22 protein-coding genes are annotated in these 20,917 nt (G+C 30.6%); 2 read left to right on the top strand and 20 right to left on the bottom strand.

The window, feature by feature from the left end; translation table 11 throughout:
- Positions 1-131: 131 nt before the first annotated feature.
- From B5G32_RS06890 to B5G32_RS06855, 8 genes are all read right to left on the bottom strand, one after another.
- Positions 132-602, bottom strand: coding sequence for a metallophosphoesterase family protein (locus tag B5G32_RS06890; protein WP_087936244.1), 471 nt, complete (start codon positions 600-602; stop codon positions 132-134).
- 34 nt (positions 603-636) lie between these two features.
- Complete coding sequence (locus B5G32_RS06885; RefSeq protein WP_087297825.1) at positions 637-1,521, bottom strand: GerMN domain-containing protein; 885 nt, start codon at positions 1,519-1,521, stop codon at positions 637-639.
- 262 nt (positions 1,522-1,783) lie between these two features.
- On the bottom strand, positions 1,784-2,569 hold the full coding sequence (gene murI / locus B5G32_RS06880) for a glutamate racemase (RefSeq protein ID WP_087297826.1): 786 nt from the start codon (positions 2,567-2,569) through the stop codon (positions 1,784-1,786).
- Positions 2,570-2,571: 2 nt separating this feature from the next.
- Positions 2,572-3,720, bottom strand: a complete 1,149-nt coding sequence (locus tag B5G32_RS06875) for a M15 family metallopeptidase (RefSeq protein ID WP_087936243.1) — start codon at positions 3,718-3,720, stop codon at positions 2,572-2,574.
- A 65-nt stretch (positions 3,721-3,785) separates the two neighbouring features.
- Positions 3,786-3,989, bottom strand: a complete 204-nt coding sequence (locus tag B5G32_RS06870) for a helix-turn-helix domain-containing protein (RefSeq protein ID WP_087244970.1) — start codon at positions 3,987-3,989, stop codon at positions 3,786-3,788.
- Between the two features lie 33 nt (positions 3,990-4,022).
- Positions 4,023-5,795 carry an excinuclease ABC subunit UvrC gene (uvrC, locus tag B5G32_RS06865; protein ID WP_087297828.1) on the bottom strand — a complete coding sequence of 591 codons (1,773 nt, stop codon included), beginning with the start codon at positions 5,793-5,795 and terminating at the stop codon, positions 4,023-4,025.
- Positions 5,795-8,104, bottom strand: a complete 2,310-nt coding sequence (locus tag B5G32_RS06860) for an endonuclease MutS2 (protein ID WP_087936242.1) — start codon at positions 8,102-8,104, stop codon at positions 5,795-5,797. Before B5G32_RS06860 ends, uvrC begins: the two co-directional genes overlap by 1 nt.
- 4 nt (positions 8,105-8,108) lie before the next feature.
- Positions 8,109-8,882: a CvpA family protein gene (locus tag B5G32_RS06855; RefSeq protein ID WP_087936241.1), complete on the bottom strand. Its 774-nt coding sequence runs from the start codon at positions 8,880-8,882 to the stop codon at positions 8,109-8,111.
- A gap of 96 nt (positions 8,883-8,978) precedes the next feature.
- Here B5G32_RS06855 and rnhC point away from each other — a divergent pair, with 96 nt between their 5' ends.
- Positions 8,979-9,887 (top strand): ribonuclease HIII, encoded by a 909-nt coding sequence (gene rnhC, locus B5G32_RS06850; RefSeq protein WP_087244966.1) that lies wholly within the window; start codon positions 8,979-8,981, stop codon positions 9,885-9,887.
- A gap of 131 nt (positions 9,888-10,018) precedes the next feature.
- On the opposite strand, the gene B5G32_RS06845 is transcribed toward rnhC, so the two are convergent.
- From B5G32_RS06845 to trhA (B5G32_RS06830), 4 genes are all read right to left on the bottom strand, one after another.
- Positions 10,019-10,486 (bottom strand): deoxycytidylate deaminase, encoded by a 468-nt coding sequence (locus tag B5G32_RS06845; protein ID WP_087244965.1) that lies wholly within the window; start codon positions 10,484-10,486, stop codon positions 10,019-10,021.
- A gap of 2 nt (positions 10,487-10,488) precedes the next feature.
- Positions 10,489-11,409: an RluA family pseudouridine synthase gene (locus tag B5G32_RS06840; RefSeq protein ID WP_087936240.1), complete on the bottom strand. Its 921-nt coding sequence runs from the start codon at positions 11,407-11,409 to the stop codon at positions 10,489-10,491.
- Complete coding sequence (lspA, locus tag B5G32_RS06835; RefSeq protein WP_087244963.1) at positions 11,385-11,891, bottom strand: signal peptidase II; 507 nt, start codon at positions 11,889-11,891, stop codon at positions 11,385-11,387. Before lspA ends, B5G32_RS06840 begins: the two co-directional genes overlap by 25 nt.
- Positions 11,892-11,963: 72 nt before the next feature.
- Entirely contained in the window at positions 11,964-12,614 is a 651-nt protein-coding gene (gene trhA / locus B5G32_RS06830; RefSeq protein WP_087298179.1) for a PAQR family membrane homeostasis protein TrhA, read from the bottom strand.
- A gap of 129 nt (positions 12,615-12,743) precedes the next feature.
- Between trhA (B5G32_RS06830) and B5G32_RS06825 the strand changes: the two genes are divergently transcribed.
- Complete coding sequence (locus tag B5G32_RS06825) at positions 12,744-13,298, top strand: DUF1836 domain-containing protein (protein WP_087303814.1); 555 nt, start codon at positions 12,744-12,746, stop codon at positions 13,296-13,298.
- 38 nt (positions 13,299-13,336) lie between these two features.
- Here B5G32_RS06825 and trhA (B5G32_RS06820) read toward each other — a convergent pair whose 3' ends face one another.
- From trhA (B5G32_RS06820) to B5G32_RS06785, 8 genes are all read right to left on the bottom strand, one after another.
- Complete coding sequence (gene trhA / locus B5G32_RS06820) at positions 13,337-13,984, bottom strand: PAQR family membrane homeostasis protein TrhA (RefSeq protein ID WP_087936246.1); 648 nt, start codon at positions 13,982-13,984, stop codon at positions 13,337-13,339.
- Positions 13,985-14,000: 16 nt separating this feature from the next.
- The gene (locus tag B5G32_RS06815) at positions 14,001-15,758 is read right to left on the bottom strand and encodes a MutS-related protein (RefSeq protein WP_087936239.1); all 1,758 of its coding nucleotides are present in this window, start codon (positions 15,756-15,758) and stop codon (positions 14,001-14,003) included.
- Positions 15,755-16,237 carry a GNAT family N-acetyltransferase gene (locus B5G32_RS06810; protein ID WP_087936238.1) on the bottom strand — a complete coding sequence of 161 codons (483 nt, stop codon included), beginning with the start codon at positions 16,235-16,237 and terminating at the stop codon, positions 15,755-15,757. Before B5G32_RS06810 ends, B5G32_RS06815 begins: the two co-directional genes overlap by 4 nt.
- Positions 16,238-16,275: 38 nt before the next feature.
- The gene (locus tag B5G32_RS06805; RefSeq protein WP_087936237.1) at positions 16,276-17,127 is read right to left on the bottom strand and encodes an undecaprenyl-diphosphate phosphatase; all 852 of its coding nucleotides are present in this window, start codon (positions 17,125-17,127) and stop codon (positions 16,276-16,278) included.
- A 102-nt stretch (positions 17,128-17,229) separates the two neighbouring features.
- Positions 17,230-18,354, bottom strand: a complete 1,125-nt coding sequence (gene rlmD, locus B5G32_RS06800; protein WP_087936236.1) for a 23S rRNA (uracil(1939)-C(5))-methyltransferase RlmD — start codon at positions 18,352-18,354, stop codon at positions 17,230-17,232.
- 9 nt (positions 18,355-18,363) lie between these two features.
- The gene (gene pepD, locus B5G32_RS06795; protein ID WP_087936235.1) at positions 18,364-19,797 is read right to left on the bottom strand and encodes a beta-Ala-His dipeptidase; all 1,434 of its coding nucleotides are present in this window, start codon (positions 19,795-19,797) and stop codon (positions 18,364-18,366) included.
- A 51-nt stretch (positions 19,798-19,848) separates the two neighbouring features.
- Positions 19,849-20,574, bottom strand: a complete 726-nt coding sequence (locus B5G32_RS06790; protein ID WP_239386219.1) for a 16S rRNA pseudouridine(516) synthase — start codon at positions 20,572-20,574, stop codon at positions 19,849-19,851.
- Positions 20,543-20,827 (bottom strand): ParB N-terminal domain-containing protein, encoded by a 285-nt coding sequence (locus tag B5G32_RS06785; RefSeq protein ID WP_087244941.1) that lies wholly within the window; start codon positions 20,825-20,827, stop codon positions 20,543-20,545. Before B5G32_RS06785 ends, B5G32_RS06790 begins: the two co-directional genes overlap by 32 nt.
- Between the last annotated feature and the right edge of the window lie 90 nt (positions 20,828-20,917).

The raw sequence follows: 20,917 nt of genomic DNA, 5'->3' as shown, positions 1-20,917 counted from the left end.
TAAATACAAAGATTAAAAATATAAATCATGACATTTCCAAGATTAAGTTCTACTTATCAATGTTTTTTAAGTAGAACTTAGTCTTAAAAAAAGTAGAATTTACTTTTCAAATTAAATAAAAAGATACATTTTTATTTTTGTATCTCTTTCAGTCTAAAATCCAGTTTCCCATTATCAATGAATAATACAGCATAGCTTCTGGCACTCCCTCCACGTGGTAAGGTTGTAGATCCAGGATTAATATAATAGAACGATCCATCTTTTTGAAACATTGGCATGTGCGTATGACCTGATATTAAAACCTGACAATGATTCCTTGTCAGTATATCATTCATAGCTAATTCTCTATTAAAATAGCCAAAATACTGACCATGAGTAATGAAAATAGATACACCTTCTACAACAAGACGTGCCTCTTTAGGTAAATCTAAAGACCAGTCATTATTTCCTTTGACACAGATAAAACCTTCTAATACTCTTGGATCATAAGCCTCGCTATCTCCACAATGAATATAATAGTCCCCATCTTGTTCATGTTCTTTTACATAATCGATCATAGACTGATCGCCGTGGTTATCAGACATAATTACAATTTTTTTCATTTACATCACCTAGACACTATTATACCAAAAAAATCTAAATTTTAATATAATTATAATGAATTTGTGAAGTTTCCTGATTTCTAACACTTTCTCCATTAATGAGAATGTCTACATCCTTGACGTTATCTAAAGATGTTAAAGATAAAATGATAAGTTCTTCTAAAGTCTTATCTATTCTTTCATTGTCTAATAAAAGATTTGAATCTAATTCCAGTGTTAAAACCTGATTATCGAGTGATGCATTTAATAAATGAATTTTACTATTGATATGACTTAAAATAGTTTGAACTTGTTCTTCTAAACTATCAGACTCACTAATACGTAATGTTGTTGGAACATAATAAAGATAATCAGCTATTGTCTTTTCCTGATAAACCATCACAGGTACACTTTGATGTAAGAAAGTTGATGCTTCTTCAAAATTATTCAACCCTAAATCATGTGTTAGATGATTTAATGGAACAGTGCTATTTGGCAAATATGTTACATCTTTTCCATCTATTTGTATTTTAAGTTGATTAACATCATCATAATCAGTGAGTACATAAGTCAAAGCTTCAATAATATTTAAAGCATCTTGATTAGAATATAAACAATCATTAAAACTCACTGTTAACATATGATCTTGAAGTTCTACTGATTGAACTTCTAATTGTGAATCAATAACAGGATATAATCCATATGCCTGCAATTGAGACGATTGCATTAAATCAATTTTATTTCTAATATCAGTTTCTAATTCCATTTGATTATGCACATTTAAGCTTACAGGAACAAGATCATGATTAGCATCCTGATATATGAGAGTTTGTAAATATGTTTCACTGACCTGTTTTGAATCATCCATCTGTAAATATATAAAAGAACCAATAGCTAAACAAATAATTGAAACAGACACAATGATAATCTTCTTTTTCATGTTCCCACCTCAAAACAATATATGAAAATATAAAAAAAAGATTCCAATGAATCATATTTCTATAAAAAATATGATCTTTGACTTTCAATCAAGACTATTATGTATATTTCATTATCAAAATCTCAAATAGAATTTATAAAAAACATAAACAACAGAATATATTGCTGTATTTTTTACTTAGTCTTCAATTCCATGTTATACAATAAAGGAAGTAACGTTATTTGTTACTTCCCTGCCATGTTTAAAATAACATCTATAAATTTTATAAATGAAGATGTGAAACAGATAAATCCTGATAATCAAAAAATCCTTGTGAAGATTCTACAAAAGTTTGTGTATCTCCCGTTGTATAAATTGTAATTGTCTGAGGTAATGAAGACGTATTTTCTAGATGATGGTTTTTAAGATATGAAGCCACTTCCTGACAGATAGATGCACTGCTGGAAATATAATCAATATCTTCCATCACGTCTTGAAACTGTTTTAATAGAATAGGATAATGTGTACACCCTAAAATTAAAGCATCTATTTTATTTTGATATGGTAACAAATATTCTCCTAAAAGTTCTTGTATTCCATATTTGTATTCACCAGACTCAATGACTGGAACTAAGCGTGGTGTCGCCAATTCATAAACAGTTAATTCAGGATTGTATTGTAAAAGCATTTGACGATACTTATGAGATTGAATTGTTGCTGATGTCGCAATCACCAAGACTCTTTGATGATGACGTGCTAAAAACTCATGTACTGTTGAATGAATGACACCTACGATGGGAATATGTGGATATAATTTCTGTAATTCATCCAAGACATTTGCACTTGTTGTATTACAAGCCAAAACAATCATTTTAACATGTTGCTTTGCAAAATAATCACATATTTGACGTGTATATTCTAAAAGTTGACTTTTCGTTTTATCACCATAAGGACAATGTGCATTATCACCAATATAAATCATATTTTCATGCGGAAACTGTTGACGCATATAGTCTAAAACTGTAAGTCCCCCTACTCCAGAATCAAAGATTCCAATTGGATTATTCATAATTATTCTCCCTTGTTTTGTAATTGATATTCTTCTAATGTTAAATTTGAATCATGCAAAGATTTAGCTAAAGATTTACCAACATATCGATAAATATGAGCATCATAGGCATGATTTGTAATAGAAGCCTTGCGCTGTGGATATCTTAAAATAAAACCATATTCATAAGCATGTTCTTCAAGCCATTTTGACATCTCAGTATTTTCAAATTCCTGATAAGCCAATTCAGATTGTGTAACTTCAATTGTCAATCCTAGCTGCATTTCATTATAACCCACTTCTTTTTCATCTAATGTCTGTGGTGACTGATAAGCACTGCGCAATAAAAAGCCTTTGTATTCTTTGCTTAAATCTGTATAAAGTTTTAATAAAGCATTATATGCATCCTTTTGTAAATACATCGTATAACTTACCCTAGGTATATCCTGTACGAGAAGTAATTCACGTGGCTCATATTTTCCAATATAGTTTTGTTGATTCACTAAGGTATCTAACTCATAAGGTGCAAAAACCATTTGTACTCCTGCTGGTAATGTTGTCGCCATTAAATCAGCTAAAGTCTGCTGATTATAAGCACGTGTTAACATTTCCATAATCTGACTAATCTGATTTAAATCATCATAGCCCATTTCCTGTAAAATGAGGATATATTTCTCGCTATCCTGTACAAATGAATAATCATTTTCCTGATATAATGATTTCATTGATGTGTAGATATCAATATAGTCAAAATTAAAATTGTCAGTATTTAAAAAAGCTTCTTCCAAAACATTATGTACTAATACTTTGGCCTGATCAAAAGCCTGTTGACGATAAAGATAATCTAATCGTGTAGCTAAAGAATTTCCAGTTTCTAGAATATCTGTTATTGTTGAATAACGATGAGTTTCTTTTAAAAGGTTATAATATTGATAATTGACTAATTGAAAATCATCATATTCTATGTAGTCAATAAATAGATCAATTGAAATCTGATTATCTATTAAATATTCCTGTTCGTCATCACTTAAATATTTTTCAATTAAGACACGATTATCATTATTAATGCCATTAAGTCTATAAAATTTATCAAAATGAAGATTAACAACATAAAAAGAACAACCAAACAAAATAATGATTACAAGAAATAAGTGCCATGTTTTTAATTTCATGTCATCACCCTTTCTCGACTATTATAATACATATTGTTATATTTTTAAAGAAAAGAAATTGATTTCTAAAGATCAATTTCTTTCATTTTAATAAGTTCCAAGACAGCCTGGATACGAGATTCAACACCTAGTTTTTGAATCACGTTGGAAATATGATTACGAACTGTCTTTTCACTAATATATAATTGTTTTGCAATTTCTTTTGTTGTATAAGATTGTATCAAGAGTGTAAATATCTCTTTTTCACGCTTTGTCAATAAGGAATGCATCATAACCCTCCCACATTAATATATGAGTAAAGGTTATGAGCTGTGCTCATTTGTATGCAAAGATTGAAAAAGTTCTTTCGCAACTTTTTCGGGTAAAACTTCCTGAAGTTCTTCTATAGTTGCTTCTCTCATTCGTTTTACACTTTTAAAATGATGCAACAATTGTTGCTTACGTTTTGGTCCGATTCCTTCAATATCATCTAACGTAGAAGCAAATAAAGATTTAGAACGTACATTTTTATGAAAACTAATAGCATAACGGTGAACTTCATCTTGCATACGTGTCAATAAAAAGAAAAGTTCACTTTTTGGATGAATAGGTATTGGCTGCCCATCCTGGTCCAACAACATGGCTGTCGAATGTTTATCGTCTTTAGCCAACCCATAAACAGGTATATTCATTGCTAATGAATCAATAACTTCTTTAGCCGCATGAATTTGTCCTAATCCACCATCTACAATAATCATATCAGGAGGTGTCAGATTTTCCATCAAGACACGGTAATATCTACGATAAATCACTTCTCGCATACTTCCATAATCATCTGGTCCATCAACAGTTTTGATTTTAAATTTACGATAATCCTTTTTAGAAGGAACGCCATCTTTAAAACAAACCATTCCAGCAACTGCATAAGCACCCTGAATATTAGAATTATCAAACAATTCAATAATATGAGGTGTTTTCATATGCAAAAGTTCACCTAACTGTTGGATAGCACCTAAAGTCGCCGCTTCATTTTTTTCCATTAATTGGAATTTCTTTTCTAATGATTCTTTAGCATTTTCAATCGCCATTTGAACAAGAGAAGCCTTATTACCTTTTTGAGGTTTTAGAATTTTACATTCAATAATTTGTGAAAGCAAATCTATATCCATATCCATAGGAACAAGAATTTCCTTTGGTAAGGTATTATTTTGATAAAACGAAACCATAAATTGCTGCAAACTCTCTTGAACATGATCTTCAATAGGTATTAAATTCAAATCACGTGATAACAGTTTACCGTGACGCATAAAAAATAACTGGATGCTTAAATAACCATGATCAACATAATATCCTAAAATATCACGATCAATCTGATCATTAAATTGAACATGCTGTTTAGCTGTCACATAACGAATATGTGAAATTAAATCACGATATTCTTTAGCTTGCTCAAAATTCAATTCCTCACTAGCCTTCATCATTTTTTCAGTTAACTCATTAACTTTTTCTTTGATATCCCCATTAAGAAGTTTAGTAATAGATTTTTTAATATCAACATATATATTCTCATCAACATCTTGAATACATGGCGCCAGACATTGTCCCAATGAATAATAAAGACAAGGTTTTTTAGGAATATGATTACATTTTCTAAGAGGATATAAACGATTTAATAATTTAAAAGTTTCTCTAGCTGCAGTAGCATCTGGAAATGGACCAAAATGTTTGGCTTTTTTTTCTTTGGCATTTCTAACAATACGTAAGCGAGGATGTGTTTCATTTGTCATTTGAATATAAGGATAATAGGTATTATCCATAAACATTATATTATATTGAGGGGTATAATCTTTAATCAGATTAATTTCTAAAAGTAGTGCTTCCTTTTCACTATCAGTTACAATATAATCAAAATCCTCAATTTCACTTACCAGTTTTGTCGTTTTATAATTATGAACACCAACAAAATAAGAATGAACACGATTTTTTAATTTTTTAGCTTTACCAACATAAATCACAGTTCCCTCTTTATTTTTCATTAAATAACATCCTGGTGATGCAGGTAATAAAGAGAGCTTATTTCTAATAAGATCATTCATTATTCAAAATATACCAGTGTAGCCCCTAATCCACCTTCATTAGGTCCACCATCTCGATATGATACAACGTGTTTGTTCTTATCTAAAATTTTCCTTACTCCTTTTCGAAGTGCACCAGTTCCCATTCCATGTACAATACGGACATGCGGATATCCCATCACCAAAGCATCATCCAAGAATTTATCAACCAATGCCATTGCCTCTTCATATCTTTTGCCAATAATATTGATTTCATAATTTCCTGTTTTAGAAACGGTTGATTTCTTTATTTTTGCTTTTTCAACTTTTTTCACTTTTGTTTGAGGATGTAAATAAAGCACTTCATCTTCATGTAATTTAACATTGAGTCCAGATATAGAAACCATAACCATATGGTTCTTTAAAATTTCCACAATATCCCCTTCTCTGTTCATCTTCAACACACGAACATGATCTCCAATATGCAATTGATGACCCTGTTTATGAACAACCTCCTGATTAACATATTTCATTTGATCTAAATCATGACGTATTTGATTCATTTCATGAGGTTTTAATGTCGATTGTTTCATAATGTTCATCATATCCTGAACTTCTGTTTTGGCTTTATCAATAATTGCATTAGCCTCGTCTTTAGCTTTTTGAATCATTTGATCTTTTTGATTTTCTATCTGACGTAACTGTTTTTCATATTTGTTTTGTAAGATTTGAACTTCTTCTTGAGATTCAATAAGTTGTTTTTCCTTTTGTTCTAAAATATCCTCTTTCATTTGCAGTGTTTCCATTAATTTTTCATGTTCAGACATGGATTCATTTTTAATATTTCGTGCATTTTGAACAATGTTTTTGTCTAAACCTAAAAGTTCTGCAATTTCAATAGCATATGATTGTCCAACACTGTCCAATTTCAAATGATATGTTGGTTTCATTGACTCCACATCAAAAGCAACGGCCGCCATCAATATCTCTGGATGCTCTTTAGCAAATGTTTTGAGTCGACCATAATGGGTAGTGGCTAAAACAAAAGATTTCATATCTACAAAACGTGATAAAATAGCTTCAGCCAGACTTTCTCCTTCTTGAGGATCAGTTCCAGATCCAATTTCATCTAATATAACTAAACTTGATGCAGTTGCATGATATAAAATATCTATAATTTTCATCATATGACTAGAAAATGTTGAAAGTGACTGCTCAATAGACTGTTCATCCCCCAAATCGACATATATCTGATCAAATAAAGGAATAACAGCTTCTCGAGCTGGGACTGGTAGTCCACATAACGCCATAAACGATAATAAACCAGCTGTTTTTAATGTCACTGTTTTTCCACCAGTATTGCTTCCAGTGATTAATAAAATACGATGCTGTTTTAATATAATATCATTCGCAATCACTTTTTCTTGATCAATACATGGATGACGTGCTTCTAAAAAAGACAAAACATTGCCATCTTTTTGGATCGTTGGTCGACAACAATGATAAAGCACACCAAACTGTGCTTTAGCAAAAATAAAATCTAATTCAGTAAGAATCTCTAAATTGAAATGAAAGTGATAATAATGATTTTTAACAAGTTGAGAAAGATAAAAAAGAATACGTTCCACTTCTTCCTTTTCTTGAGCCTCGTATAAACTGATCTGATTGTTCATACTTACAACTTCTGCTGGTTCAATATAAACAGTTTGCCCGGTCGCACTTTGAGCATGAATAAGTCCTTGAATCTGATTTTTATGATGCGACTGAACTGGCAATACCAGCCGATTATTTCTTGATGTCATTTGATCAATAGATAAATAATCCTGACTTTCCTTCACAAGATGTTCCATTCTTGTACGGATTTGTAACTGAGTATGCCTTATCTGTTGACGAATATGAAAAAGCTTAGGACTGGCATGATCATCGACTTGACCATCTGGAGTTATACATTTTCTTATTTCCTCTAATAAACGGGGTTGAGCTACTAAACCAGTGTTAAGTTCATTTAAAAAATGAGCTGTTATTTCGCTATTATCAAAATAATTTTGGACATTAACAACACATTCCAGATGAGTTTGGACATGTAACAATTCTTCACCTGTTAATTGACCATCTCTATTAGCTTTTTTTAAACTCAAAGAAATATCACTAAGTCCACCTAATGGTAATCTTCCTTGTCGATCAATAAATTTCATGGCTTCATCAACTTTATCTAATGCCTCATTAACATCATCTTCATCATCAAATATCTGTAATTTTTGAACTTCTTGTTTCCCTAATGATGAAGCACAAAAACGCATGATTTTATCCTGAATGATGTTCATTTCTAATGTTTCATATATATTTTTCATTTTATCACCCCTTTATTTGAGATAGAACGTCTTGAATCTGTTGTGTTGAATAGTTTGAATCTTCTAATAATTGTGTTAACTGCTGAATTTGTGAAGGATTCAACTGAATGGTCTGATTTTGATGAAATACATAATCTTCAAATAATTGAAGTGCATCTTGTTCATTGATAAAATGAGCATTCATGGCATTCAATGTAAATTCAGTGATAAATTCTTTTGAATAAGTATCCAGACTATTATTATCTTGCATAAGATCACTCATATTCATAACGGTTTGAGTGACATCGGGAATCATATCGACAATGGCATTTGCGATATAGGAATTTTGAATCACTTCTTTTCCATTAGCTACAAATGGAATGAAAAGAAAAACCAGACAGATATAAATAATCAATATTCCTTCAACCACATGACAACATAAACCTAATAAACGATCTGCAAAAGCAGTTAAAGAAAAAGTATGCATAATACCTTTTAATAGTGGTTTTACCAAAACTCCTATGATTTTTTTTATGATCATGAAAACAATAAATAGGATGAAACCAACGACTATACGATTAATTGTAGAACCTATTAGTGAAGCAATAAAATCATGACTGTCATATTGATAAATTGTCCATATTGATGATAATGGATCACTTAAAAAATAGACTAACAATAAAACGAACAAAAAAGATACAATATCATAAAGCTGAATAATGAATCCTTTTTTATACCCAATAATCGCAGTTATCACTAAAAATATGACACAAATGATGTCTATTGAAAAAAAATCCAAGAAAAACCCTCCTTATAAACGCCGATATTATAACATTTGAAAAATGTTCTGTCAAAATTAACAAAATTATGTTAAAATAATAATGAGGTGATTAACGTGGAACCAATTATTTTAAAAGTTGAACAAATTACATTGGAGAAAATGAAAAAATATTATGATAGTCAAATGGTTCCAGTTGATGACACAAACCTTATATTTAAAGCACATGCTATTGGTTGCGATATTATCGCTAAAGATAATCATACAGTTGAGTTTTCGGGTGCTAATGCTTTTCAGGAAGCCAAACATTGGTCTAAGAAAATAGCGAAACAATTAGCTAATATGACAACGAACATTGAAGATATTTTTCCGTATCATCATATTGGATGTGCTGAAACAGGTTCTACTGATTATTTAGGTCCAATTTGTGTTGTATCATGTTATGTACAGGAAAAAGATATTGAGTTATTAAAAGAGCTCAAAATTGATGATATAACAACTTTAAGTAATCGTGAAATTATTCAATGTGCAAAGCTCATTAAAGACAAGCTTATTTATAGTTTATTAATTTTAGATAACTCACATTATAATAAAATGGTAAGTGATGGTTTTAATCAAGCTAATATTAAATCAAAACTCTACAATCAGGCAACTGTGAATGTTATGCAGAAAGTCAAACAAAATGTAAAGGTAAAAGTGATCAATCAATTTGTTTCTCCAAAAACATATTTTAATTATCTGAAAAATGAAGTTATTGTTGTAAAAGATTTAATGTTTGTTTCAGATGCCGAACAAAAATACATGGCTGTATTAGCTGCTGAAATTTTATCAAGATATGCATATTTACAGTATTTTGCAAATATGACAAAGAGTTTAAAAATGAATTTAATCCGTGGATCAAGTTCTCAAGTTGATGTTGTTGCTGCAAAGATTGCTGCTAAATATGGCGAAAATATTTTAACAAAAGTTGTCAAACTCAATTTTACAAACACAAAACGTGTTAAGGCATTATTGAAAGAACAGTAAGAATGGAAATGAACCATTCTTTTTTATTATTACCTTTTGATATTTGATAAAACCAATTTTGAATAAGTTTATAAAATATAAAAACTGAGCTATATTGGAATGATTAAAAACAATATAACTCAGCTTTTTTATTAATCTTTAATCTCTATATCGAAGCGTTGCATTTTTTGATAAGCAACACCTGCAGCATCCAGCATACGCTTTGCAGCACGATCACTAGGTGTATCATTATATTTATCATCTTCGTAAATAATCTTTTGAATACCACTTTGAATAATAGCTTTCACACATTCATGACAAGGAAATAATGATACATAGATACGACATCCCTTGAGATTTTGAATACTATTTAAAATTGCATTCAACTCAGCATGAACAACATATGGATATTTTGTATCATACATATCCCCTTCTCGACTGTTCCAAGGAAATTCCGTATCCTCACATCCCCAAGGCAATCCATTATATCCAACACCTACGATTTTATTTTCAGGACTCACAATACAAGCCCCCACTTGTGTATTAGGATCTTTTGAACGATATGCTGATAATTTTGCAATTCCCATAAAATACTGATCCCAACTAATCACTTTAGACATTTTTATTCCCCCATTTCTTCTCTTAATTGTGAAAGTTTATTTAAAAAGAAATCTGGTAACTCACTTTCAAAATATAATTCTTCATGTGTTCGCGGATGAATAAATCCTAAAATTTTAGCATGTAAATATTGACCATGACTTGTATCATCACGTCTAAGTCCATATTGTGGATCACCATATACAGGATGTCCAATATATTGCATATGAACACGAATTTGATGTGTACGTCCAGTTTCTAAACGACATTCAACCAAACTCATATCACGAAAACGTTCAATCACTTTAAAATTTGTGATTGCTTCCTTGGCATTTTTATCAGTACAAGTCATTTTCTGTCGATCACGAGGATCACGTCCAATAGGTGCGTCAATTCGTCCAAACTCATGAGGAATCAAACCATGAACTAATGCATAGTAACGTCTTGTAACTGTATGCTCCTGTAACTGCTCACTTAAACTTTGATGTGCCAAATCATTTTTTGCAACCATTAATAAACCACTTGTTTCCTTATCAATACGATGAACAATACCTGGTCGCATCACGCCATTAATACCTGATAAATCTTGACAATGATATAATAAAGCATTCACAAGAGTTCCTGAATAAATACCTGCTGATGGATGAACAATCATACCACTTGGTTTGTTGACCACAATGACATCCTGATCTTCATAAACAATATCAAGTGGAATATTCTCTGGTAATATATCTGTATTTTCTGGGTCAGGAATAGATACACAACAAATATCTCCTATTTCGGCTTTATAACTTGATTTAACAATGACATCATTCACAGTCACATTTTGTTGACGAATTAATTGTTGAATCTGTGTTCTTGACATATCTTTCAAATAACCAGACAACAATTTATCCAGCCTTTGACCTTTATGTTCTTCATCTACTGTGATTTTGATAGTTTCCATGCTTTATACTCCTCTATACATATTTCTAAGATGACTAACGCCATACCAATAGTAATCGCCATATCAGCAACATTAAAAATAGGAAAATTATATCCAAAAATAATAAAATCAATAAAATCTCTTACATATCCAAAGGCAATACGATCAATTAAATTGCCAATTGATCCCCCAAAAACAAGTACCAATCCAAAACGTGTCAATTTTTGATAGGGTTCAGATTTGATAAAATAATAAACAATTCCAATCGCAGCAACTATCCATACAATCACGAATAGATTTATTTTACCTGCCAACATTCCCCAGGCTGCCCCTGTATTATGTGTATATGTAAAATAAAAGAAATTATCTATAATGGAATAACTACCTCCTAGAGATAATGTATGATCAACAATGATTTTTGTCACCTGATCTCCAATAACAATGACCAAAAAGGTCAAAACATATAATATCATAGTCTGATATGTTAATTTTAATTTTTTCATTCTTTTATCACCAGTTCCTATTATAAGCAAAAATGACATATAAAGCAAAGAAAAAAAGCATAGATATGCTTTTTATAAAATAAAAATAACAATTGCCAGATAATGAAATACTGAACCCATAATGACAAATATATGGAAAAGTTCATGAAAGCCAAAATCTTTCGTTAAATTAGGTTTTTTAAAAATATAAATAAAAGCACCAATAGAATATGCAATACCACCACAGGCAATTAAGAACAAACAAGGTAAAGGAATACCTCTAAATGATTGAAAATCAAATAAGATAGACCATCCTAAAATCAAATAAATAGCTGTTGCAACTGCACGAGGTGCATTTAACCAACAGATTTTTAAAATAATTCCAATAATAGCAACACTCCACAAAACAGCAAGAAAATAATATGAATGAGGCGCAGGCATACATGCAATAACAACTGGAGTATAAGTTCCAACTATTAATACATAGATCATTGAATGGTCTAATTTTCTTAAAATCGTTTTTATTCTTTGACTGCCACTAAAAAAATGATAAATTGAACTGGCACTATATAAAGCAATCAATGATATGCCAAAAATGATTCCAGCACATAAAACAGCCGGTGACGTATCTTTCTGTATTCCAATAAAAATCATAATCAATAAACCAATGAAAGATAAGCATGCCCCTATAAAATGAGTTTCACTGCTAATAGGATCCATAGCTTTCTGAAACAACTTTCTCACAATATCAACTCCTTTATATGTAGTATTTAATACTACTTTATACATCTATTATATTTTATTTTAATCATTTGTCAACGAGATATTGTTATTTTGTATAAATTCATGTATAGTTATTTATGAGGTGAGTTTATGAACAATGAAAAATTAGATATGATTTTAGATCAGATTGAAAACATGAGTCATTTAAAATCGGAAGATATACCTTCTCTTGATTTGTATATGGATCAAATTATGACTTTATTTGATATTAATCTTGCTGATAATAAGCGACATGATGATGATAAGCTTTTAACCAAAACGATGATTAATAATTATTCTAAAGAAGGATTATTAAAACCTATCAAAGGAAAGAAATATACAAAAAATCATATTTTACAAATGTTACTTATTTATTCACTAAAAAATACTATTTCTATCCAGGAAATCAAAAAGATTTTACAACCTTTCCATGATCATATGGAAGAAATTGAACCCATTTATAATAATTATTTAAACATACAAAAAGAGTTATCTCATGATGTGACAGTTTCTATTCAAAACTTAATTAAAAATCAACACATAGATTTAGATAACTCTTACCAACTTGTTTTCATTTTATTATTAATCTGTTCTTTAAGTAATCAATATAAAATGATTGCCGAAAGAATACTTGATACTTTTTATGAAACAGATGAAGAAAAATAACCCCAAAGACAAGCCAAAGCTCTGTCCTGGGGTTTTTATTACATGAGAAAAACAATTGCTATGAAATGTAAAATACTTGCGCAATTAATGAATAAATGCCAGACAAAATGAAAATATTTTTTATGCTTAGTATAGAAGAAAACACCTACGGAATACATGATTCCACCCATAACAATAAAAAACAAAAACCAGAAAGAAGAATGAATAAGAAATGGAATAAAGATAATGGCTATCCATCCCATGACTAAATAAATAGTCGTAGATAAAACGGGAAAAGATCGTTTCGCAATAGCTTTCAATAAAATTCCAGCTAAAACTGCAGACCATTGAATAACTAAAATTAAAATACCTACCCAGCCTTGAACGACACATAAAGCTACGGGTGTATAACTTCCAGCAATCGCTAAATAGATGCAGATATGATCTAATTTTCTAAAGACATATTTCTGTTTAGAATCATAAGCCATACTATGATATATTGTTGAAATCAAAAACATTAAAAATAAACAAATAACAAAAATAGAAACACCTACACTACGAACAACTCCACCTTTAATATATGAATATACAGCTACAAAAGGCAAGGATAATAAACATAGTAAAGCCATCACACCATGACTGACAGCATTTCCAACCTCTTCGCCAAAAGTTAATTTAAACATATCTTTCATTGTTTTTTCTTTCATTTCCATTAACCCCCTATCAATCAAGAATACCAACCTGTTTTAATAAAAATTGCCCATTGCTTGATTTTGATATGCCTTTTTTGATTTTATAATCAAAATATATGTGTTCATCTTCATAGTATTCATCAAAATGATAATTCTGTTTTTTTAGCTGACCTAGTTCTAAATCATGCGTTGTTAAAAAGGTATAAGCATAAGGTAAGGATAACTTTTCAATCGTTACTTTTGCTCCAGCAATACGATCCAAAGAGTTTGTTCCTTTAAAAATCTCATCAATAAAACAAATCATTGGTTGTTTCTTATGAGAATATTCAATCATTTCCTTAATACGTAAAAGTTCTCCATAAAAAGTAGAAATACCTTCTTCCACATTATCTTTCACACGCATAGAGGTCATAATATGCATTGGAAAACAGCTCATATTTTTAGCAAAAACAAATCCCCCGGCATATGCTAAAATTAAATTTAAAGCAATAGTTCGCATAAATGTTGTTTTTCCAGACATGTTAGAACCTGTAATCACACATAAAGATTCCTGCATTTCAAAATCATTTCCAACAACATGATAAGGATCAATTAAAGGATGACGCAAATCATGGAATGATAATGTTTTCTGTTTCTGAATATCGGGCAAGACAACATCAAACTGATCCACTTTTAAAATTGCCAAGCTCATTAATGCTTCTATATGCGCTAAACTTTCAAACCATTTTGGAACAGCATGACTATATTGCTTGAGCCACTTGGCATATTGATATTGAATATAATAATCAAATAATCCTAAACCATTTAAAAATAGAAAAGCAAAAATATTTTGACGATAGATAACCTTTTGACTTATACGCGAAAGTTGTAAAATAGCCTTTATAGCATCTTCTTGATGCATTATATTTGATTGTAATGATTTTAGATAAGATGAAGAAAATGAGTTGTTCACAATTTGTGCATAGCTCTGTGCATAACTTTCCAAACCTGTGGATAAGTATGCAATTGGTTCAAACATTTCCTGATGATAACGATATTTTAAAAACGTAAAACACAATTGTAAAACGACTCCTACTTCCAATATGGCTTGGCTATATGGTGTGCCCCATCCAAAACAGACACAAATCAAACTACAGCAGATAATCAAAGGTATAATAAATAAAAATCGTGATAATGTTGGAATGGACTGATTTTGAATATATGCCATCCATTTTTCAATGCCATTCTTTTTTTGTTCTGGAATCATTGAACCTAATGTTTCTAATCGAACAACAAATTCTGGCATATCTGCCAATTCTTTAACTGCTTTTTGACGTTCCATCATTTGATCATAGCTACTATCCTGAATCAGATAATCTACTAATTGCTTTTTCCCTTGTTGGGTAAATGCTACACAAATCATCTGATATAATGAATTTTGACCTAAAACATCCAAATCAAGGCTTTTATAGTCCTGATCACTTAAAAAAGCCTCTCCATTCTCTTCGAATTCTTTCCATTTCCCCTCTTTTCTATCTATATGATGCTTATATGTTTTCAAAAGGGATTGGATATAAAGATCTTGTTTTTTATAACGATTATGAATGATAACCATGCCTATAAATCCAATAAAGAAAATTCCTGCTAAAACATAGCCAATGTTTTGCCAATAATATCCCAATAGCAACAATACAATCATCGCGCAAAAAAAGACAAGCCTCAACACAGCAAACATATTGCAATAACGATGAATATATTGACTCTCTTTTTTTGTATTCATATATTCTTTTTCAAAATCAATAAAACTCATAATACCTCCACAGACTGTTTTTCAAATATTATAACTTCTTCATGACCCCAATATGAACGAGCTATTTCTTTAAAGCCCATAGCTTGCCAAAAAGCCTTTCCGTTTTTATTTTGAGATAAACAAGCTAGCTGTATCGTATATTGAGAATAATTCTGACATAATCTTTGAATAATTCTTTGACCATAATGATGATGCCATAAGCTTTCTTCTACTAGAAACAAGCCAATCCATAAATACGACTGATCATGTTTCATAGAAAAACGATAGCCAAGCATATAATCTATATAAGCAATCATTGTTTGATGTTCATATACTTTATAGTGAAAATGATTTCTTTCATCAAATCCTTCAGGACCTAACATATCCTGATTGATATAATCATAAGTTATTTCTTGAACATCCAATGAAAAATACGTTCTTTGACGCAAATAAAACTGATAAAGTTCTTCATCACATGAATGCACTAACTGATACTTCATATTTCCTCCATATAAAGAAAAACACGACAGAAATCGTGTTATCCTAAAAACATAAAATATACAAGAACTATGATACCTAAAACAATACGATACCATCCAAAAACTTTAAAGTCATGTTTTTTAATATAACTCATTAAAAACTTAATAACAAATACAGAAACAACAAAGGCGACAACCATACCAACAATAAGAATTGTTGCTTCCTGCATTGTAAAAGACAGACCAAATTTAACAATCTTTAATAGTGAAGCTCCAAACATAACTGGAATCGCTAAAAAGAATGTAAACTCAGCTGCAACGGTTCTAGATACGCCTAATAATAAAGCTCCTACAATCGTTGCACCTGAACGTGATGTTCCAGGGAAAATCGCTGCAATCAGCTGAAATACACCAATCAGTAAAGCTGTCTGAATTGTAATATTTCGTAATGAATGGATGCGACTATGTTGATGCGCATTTCTATTTTCAATCACAATAAACGCAATCCCAAAAACAATCAATGCTATAGATACTGTCTGATAATTATAGAACATTGCTTCTAGTTGTTCATCAAAGAGTACCCCAACGACTGCTGCTGGAATACAGGCTACTAATATTTTAATCCATAAGACAACCTTATCAACTTTTACATAAGATAATAGACCATCTTTAGCTAATGGATATGGATTGTCTTTTTTTCCAAAAGGAAAAAAATCATTCCAAAACAAAATAACAACAGCCATAATTGCACCTAACTGAATGACAACCTGAAACAAACTATAAAATTCCGGACTTACATCCAATTTAATAAATTCATCAAGTAAAATCATATGTCCTGTACTGCTGATAGGAAGCCATTCTGTCACACCTTCTACAATACCGAACATTATCGCTTTTATTATTTCAATCATTATTAACCCTCCTGATTGATTGTCTACTTGTATTACTATATATGAAATATACTCTTTTGTATATGCTTTTTGATAAAAATAATTATTTTCATCAATCTTTTTCTATAGATCTCGACTCAAAAGTACGACACTTTCAATATGCTCAGTATGTGGAAACATATCAACTGGATAAACATCATGACTTTGATAGCCAATTTTAGCAAACATTTTCAAATCACGTGCCTGCGTTGTTGGATCACATGATACATAGACAACCTGTCTAGGCTGTAAAGTACGAATTGCTTCAATAAAAGTTTTTGTACTCCCAGCACGTGGTGGATCCATAACAACACAATCCACTTTTTGTTTTTGAATAGCCAATTGATGCATAAACTCAGAAGCATCCCCATTAACAAAATGAATATTTGAAATATGATTCATTTTTGCATTGTTAATAGCATCTTTATAAGCTTCTTTGTTGATTTCCACCCCAATAACAGTTTGAACATATTGAGCCAAAAACATTCCAATCGTTCCAATACCACAATAAGTATCTAAAATGGTATCATCCTGATGTAAATTCAATAACGATAAAATGCGATGATAAAGAACTGTACACTGTTCATGATTAATCTGGTAAAATGATTGTGCTGATATTTTAAATGTTAAGCCACATAATTGATCAACAATAAATCCTTTTCCATATAGCACTTTTTCTTGTTTAGATAAAACTACACTTGTTTGTCTACGATTTGTATTTAAAACAACCGATTGAACAGATGGGCAGGATTTTATTAATTCCTGACAAAAATTTTTACTTCCCTTCATGACATGATCTGTTCCAACCAGAACAACGAGTGTCTGATTCGTTATGACTGCCCTACGTATTAAAACATGTCTTAAAAATCCTCTATTTTTCTTTTCATCATATATGGATACACGATATTTTTTGAGAATCTTCTGTATGGTTGATAAAACTTGATGTGTTTCATCATCATGCAACAAACATGATTTCATTGGTACAATGCGATGAGATGTTTCTTCATATAAACCATATTCATATTTTTGATTAAAAGCGACAATGACTTTATTACGATAATAATATGGTTTTTCCATTCCAGCAACATCATGAACGAAATGATGAGGAAATAGTTTTTGACACTTTTCTTTTTTTATAAGCAACTGTTTTTGATAATCCATTCCAATATACTGACAGCTACCACATTGTTTTTTGATTGAACAATCCATAAAATTCCTCTATAAAGTTGCTAAAAAGGCAACTAAACAATCATAACATCTTAAATAAGAAGCCAAATCTAATTTTTCATCAGGTGTATGAACATTTTCCATATGTGGTCCATAAGTTATAATATCTAAATCAGGAATTTTTTGTTTAAAAATACCCGTTTCTAATCCACCATGTGTTGCCTCTTCTTTTAATGTCTGATTGGCATAGGTTTGATAAAATTCTTTAAACTGTGCTCTAAAGCGTGAATGAGGATCATAATCCCAACCCGGATAATCATTAGATACCTGAATAGAAGCTCCATATAATAAAGCAATTGTTTCCAGTTGTAGACATAACTCATTACGTAAACTTTTTAAAGGTGAACGTAATGAATAATCAATTGTAAAGCTATTATCATGTGTACGTATGACCCCCATATTCAATGATAAAGTTGGTAGATGTTCAATTGCCTGTGACATTTCCAGCATTCCATTCAAACCTAAATACATAATTGAAATCATAGCTTCACTATCTTTTGCATTCACACAGACATGACATTCATCACAATGCAATTCCACATAAAATTCAGGATCACTGATTTCTAATTCCTTTCGAATATCTGTTTCATACTTTCCAATATATTGTGCTAATTCTTCATAAGATTGCTGACTTGCAAAAGCAACTGTACACTCTCTAGGAATTGCATTGTTTTTTAATCCTCCTGTAATATCAATCAAACGAATATCCATCCCATTTTTCAATAAATGATATAAAATGCGTCCCGCAATCTTATTAGCATTTCCTCTACCTAAATGAATACATCCACCAGAATGTCCTCCTTTTAAACCTTTCACTTCCAAAACATAAACTGGAGAATGATTATCTTCACCCGTGATTTCTTTGGTAATCAAAACATCATTTCCTCCTGATGATGACACACAAGTTTCCCCTTCTGCTTCATTATCTAAATTAATTAAACGTTTAGCTTTAAGTGATGTTGTATCTAAAGCCATTGCTCCACATAGTCCAACTTCTTCTTGAACAGTAAAGACACATTCCAATGCTGGATGAGATAAACTGTTATCTGTCAACAATGCCAACATATAACATACACCACAACCATCATCAGCTCCTAAAGTTGTCTCATTGGCATGTAAAAAACCATCTTCCACATAAAGCTTTAATGGATCAGTATCAAAATTATGCTGACTTTCTTTATTCTTTTCATTAACCATATCTATATGTGCCTGCAACATGACTGGTTCATGATCTTCATAACCTTGACTGGCTTCTTTAAACACAATCAAATTATGCATGTCATCACGCATATAACGAAGATGATGTTGTTTAGCTAAATCTTCAATATAATCCGCCAATTTTTCTTCATGGTATGAACCATGCGGAATTTGTGAAATTTCTTCAAAATAACGATATATAAGTATATTTGTATCTAATACTGACATTCTATTTTCCTCCAATCTTGTCACAATTATATCAACTTCCCTATCAGATGTCTATGCCAAAGCATTCTGCAATAATTTCATTTCATCTTCATTAAGTTGACGATATTGTCCATATTTCAATTGTTCATCTAAAACAATATGCGCAAATGCTATTCGTTTTAAACTAACAACTTCATTAGACATCGATAAAAACATTTTTTTGATTTGATGATATCTTCCTTCACATATTGTAACGAGGCAATGATAATCATCTTTTATTTCTAGCTCTGCTGGTAAACATTGATATGTCCTATCAATCATCATTCCTTTTTGAAAAGCCTCAACATAGTTTTCCGTTATTGGCAATTTTGTCTGCACTTCATATGTTTTTTCTACATGATTCTGTGGCAATAGAAGCTTTTTAGATAAAGATTTATCATTAGTTAATAACACAAAACCTGTTGTATCTTTATCCAGACGTCCAACACAATAACAATCATCTCGATCTATTAATTCTAATAGACAAGGATATTTCTGGTCATGCGCAGCACATATATATCCCACTGGTTTATTGATCATATAATAAACAAATGGCATTGCCTCAATCACTTTACCTTGAACTCTAATTTTATCCTCTTTACAAACAAGGTAATGTGGATCTTTCACACATTGATCATTAATCATCACATAACCTTTTTTGATCAATGTTTTACATTCTTTCACATTGCCCAATTGGTTTTTCATTAAGATAAGATATAAATATTTTTTAATGGGTATTTCTTCCTCTCCAGCAATCATTGGAACGTACATTTCCATTATTTTTAATAATAACAGGTACCAATGTGCCACGTGAATACTGTGGATTGTCCTTTAAAATATCAGCTAAAGCTGATAAACGTTTATGTCCATCCACACAAATGTAATGTTGATTTTCCTGATTGACAGAAATAGGAAATGAAAAACCAATTCTTAAAACTGATTGATAAAGTGTTTGAGGATATTTTTGATAGTTAAATTCTATCTGTGATATATCTATTTTCATTATACGCATTTTGTTATCTCCTTTATTTTATTGATTATATCATTTTTTTCAAAAAAGCAAAATCTTTATCTATTTCTATTTAAACATGATATAATGTTA

Origin of the sequence: Massilimicrobiota sp. An80, from assembly GCF_002159255.1 — a bacterium.
Taxonomy (GTDB): domain Bacteria; phylum Bacillota_I; class Bacilli_A; order Erysipelotrichales; family Coprobacillaceae; genus Allocoprobacillus; species Allocoprobacillus merdigallinarum.
Note: the sequence above shows the minus strand (reverse complement) of the source record. Positions and strands in the feature narration are given on the sequence as shown.

Bases quoted from the DNA above. Each gene is read 5' to 3' on its own strand.
- B5G32_RS06890 (WP_087936244.1), bottom strand. From the start codon at position 602: ATGAAAAAAATTGTAATTATGTCTGATAACCACGGCGATCAGTCTATG.
- B5G32_RS06885 (WP_087297825.1), bottom strand. From the start codon at position 1,521: ATGAAAAAGAAGATTATCATTGTGTCTGTTTCAATTATTTGTTTAGCT.
- murI (WP_087297826.1), bottom strand. From the start codon at position 2,569: ATGAATAATCCAATTGGAATCTTTGATTCTGGAGTAGGGGGACTTACA.
- B5G32_RS06875 (WP_087936243.1), bottom strand. From the start codon at position 3,720: ATGAAATTAAAAACATGGCACTTATTTCTTGTAATCATTATTTTGTTT.
- B5G32_RS06870 (WP_087244970.1), bottom strand. From the start codon at position 3,989: ATGCATTCCTTATTGACAAAGCGTGAAAAAGAGATATTTACACTCTTG.
- uvrC (WP_087297828.1), bottom strand. From the start codon at position 5,795: ATGAATGATCTTATTAGAAATAAGCTCTCTTTATTACCTGCATCACCA.
- B5G32_RS06860 (WP_087936242.1), bottom strand. From the start codon at position 8,104: ATGAAAAATATATATGAAACATTAGAAATGAACATCATTCAGGATAAA.
- B5G32_RS06845 (WP_087244965.1), bottom strand. From the start codon at position 10,486: ATGTCTAAAGTGATTAGTTGGGATCAGTATTTTATGGGAATTGCAAAA.
- B5G32_RS06840 (WP_087936240.1), bottom strand. From the start codon at position 11,409: ATGGAAACTATCAAAATCACAGTAGATGAAGAACATAAAGGTCAAAGG.
- lspA (WP_087244963.1), bottom strand. From the start codon at position 11,891: ATGAAAAAATTAAAATTAACATATCAGACTATGATATTATATGTTTTG.
- B5G32_RS06825 (WP_087303814.1), top strand. From the start codon at position 12,744: ATGAACAATGAAAAATTAGATATGATTTTAGATCAGATTGAAAACATG.
- trhA (WP_087936246.1), bottom strand. From the start codon at position 13,984: ATGAAAGAAAAAACAATGAAAGATATGTTTAAATTAACTTTTGGCGAA.
- B5G32_RS06815 (WP_087936239.1), bottom strand. From the start codon at position 15,758: ATGAGTTTTATTGATTTTGAAAAAGAATATATGAATACAAAAAAAGAG.
- B5G32_RS06810 (WP_087936238.1), bottom strand. From the start codon at position 16,237: ATGAAGTATCAGTTAGTGCATTCATGTGATGAAGAACTTTATCAGTTT.
- B5G32_RS06805 (WP_087936237.1), bottom strand. From the start codon at position 17,127: ATGATTGAAATAATAAAAGCGATAATGTTCGGTATTGTAGAAGGTGTG.
- rlmD (WP_087936236.1), bottom strand. From the start codon at position 18,354: ATGGATTGTTCAATCAAAAAACAATGTGGTAGCTGTCAGTATATTGGA.
- pepD (WP_087936235.1), bottom strand. From the start codon at position 19,797: ATGTCAGTATTAGATACAAATATACTTATATATCGTTATTTTGAAGAA.
- B5G32_RS06790 (WP_239386219.1), bottom strand. From the start codon at position 20,574: ATGATTGCTGGAGAGGAAGAAATACCCATTAAAAAATATTTATATCTT.
- B5G32_RS06785 (WP_087244941.1), bottom strand. From the start codon at position 20,827: ATGCGTATAATGAAAATAGATATATCACAGATAGAATTTAACTATCAA.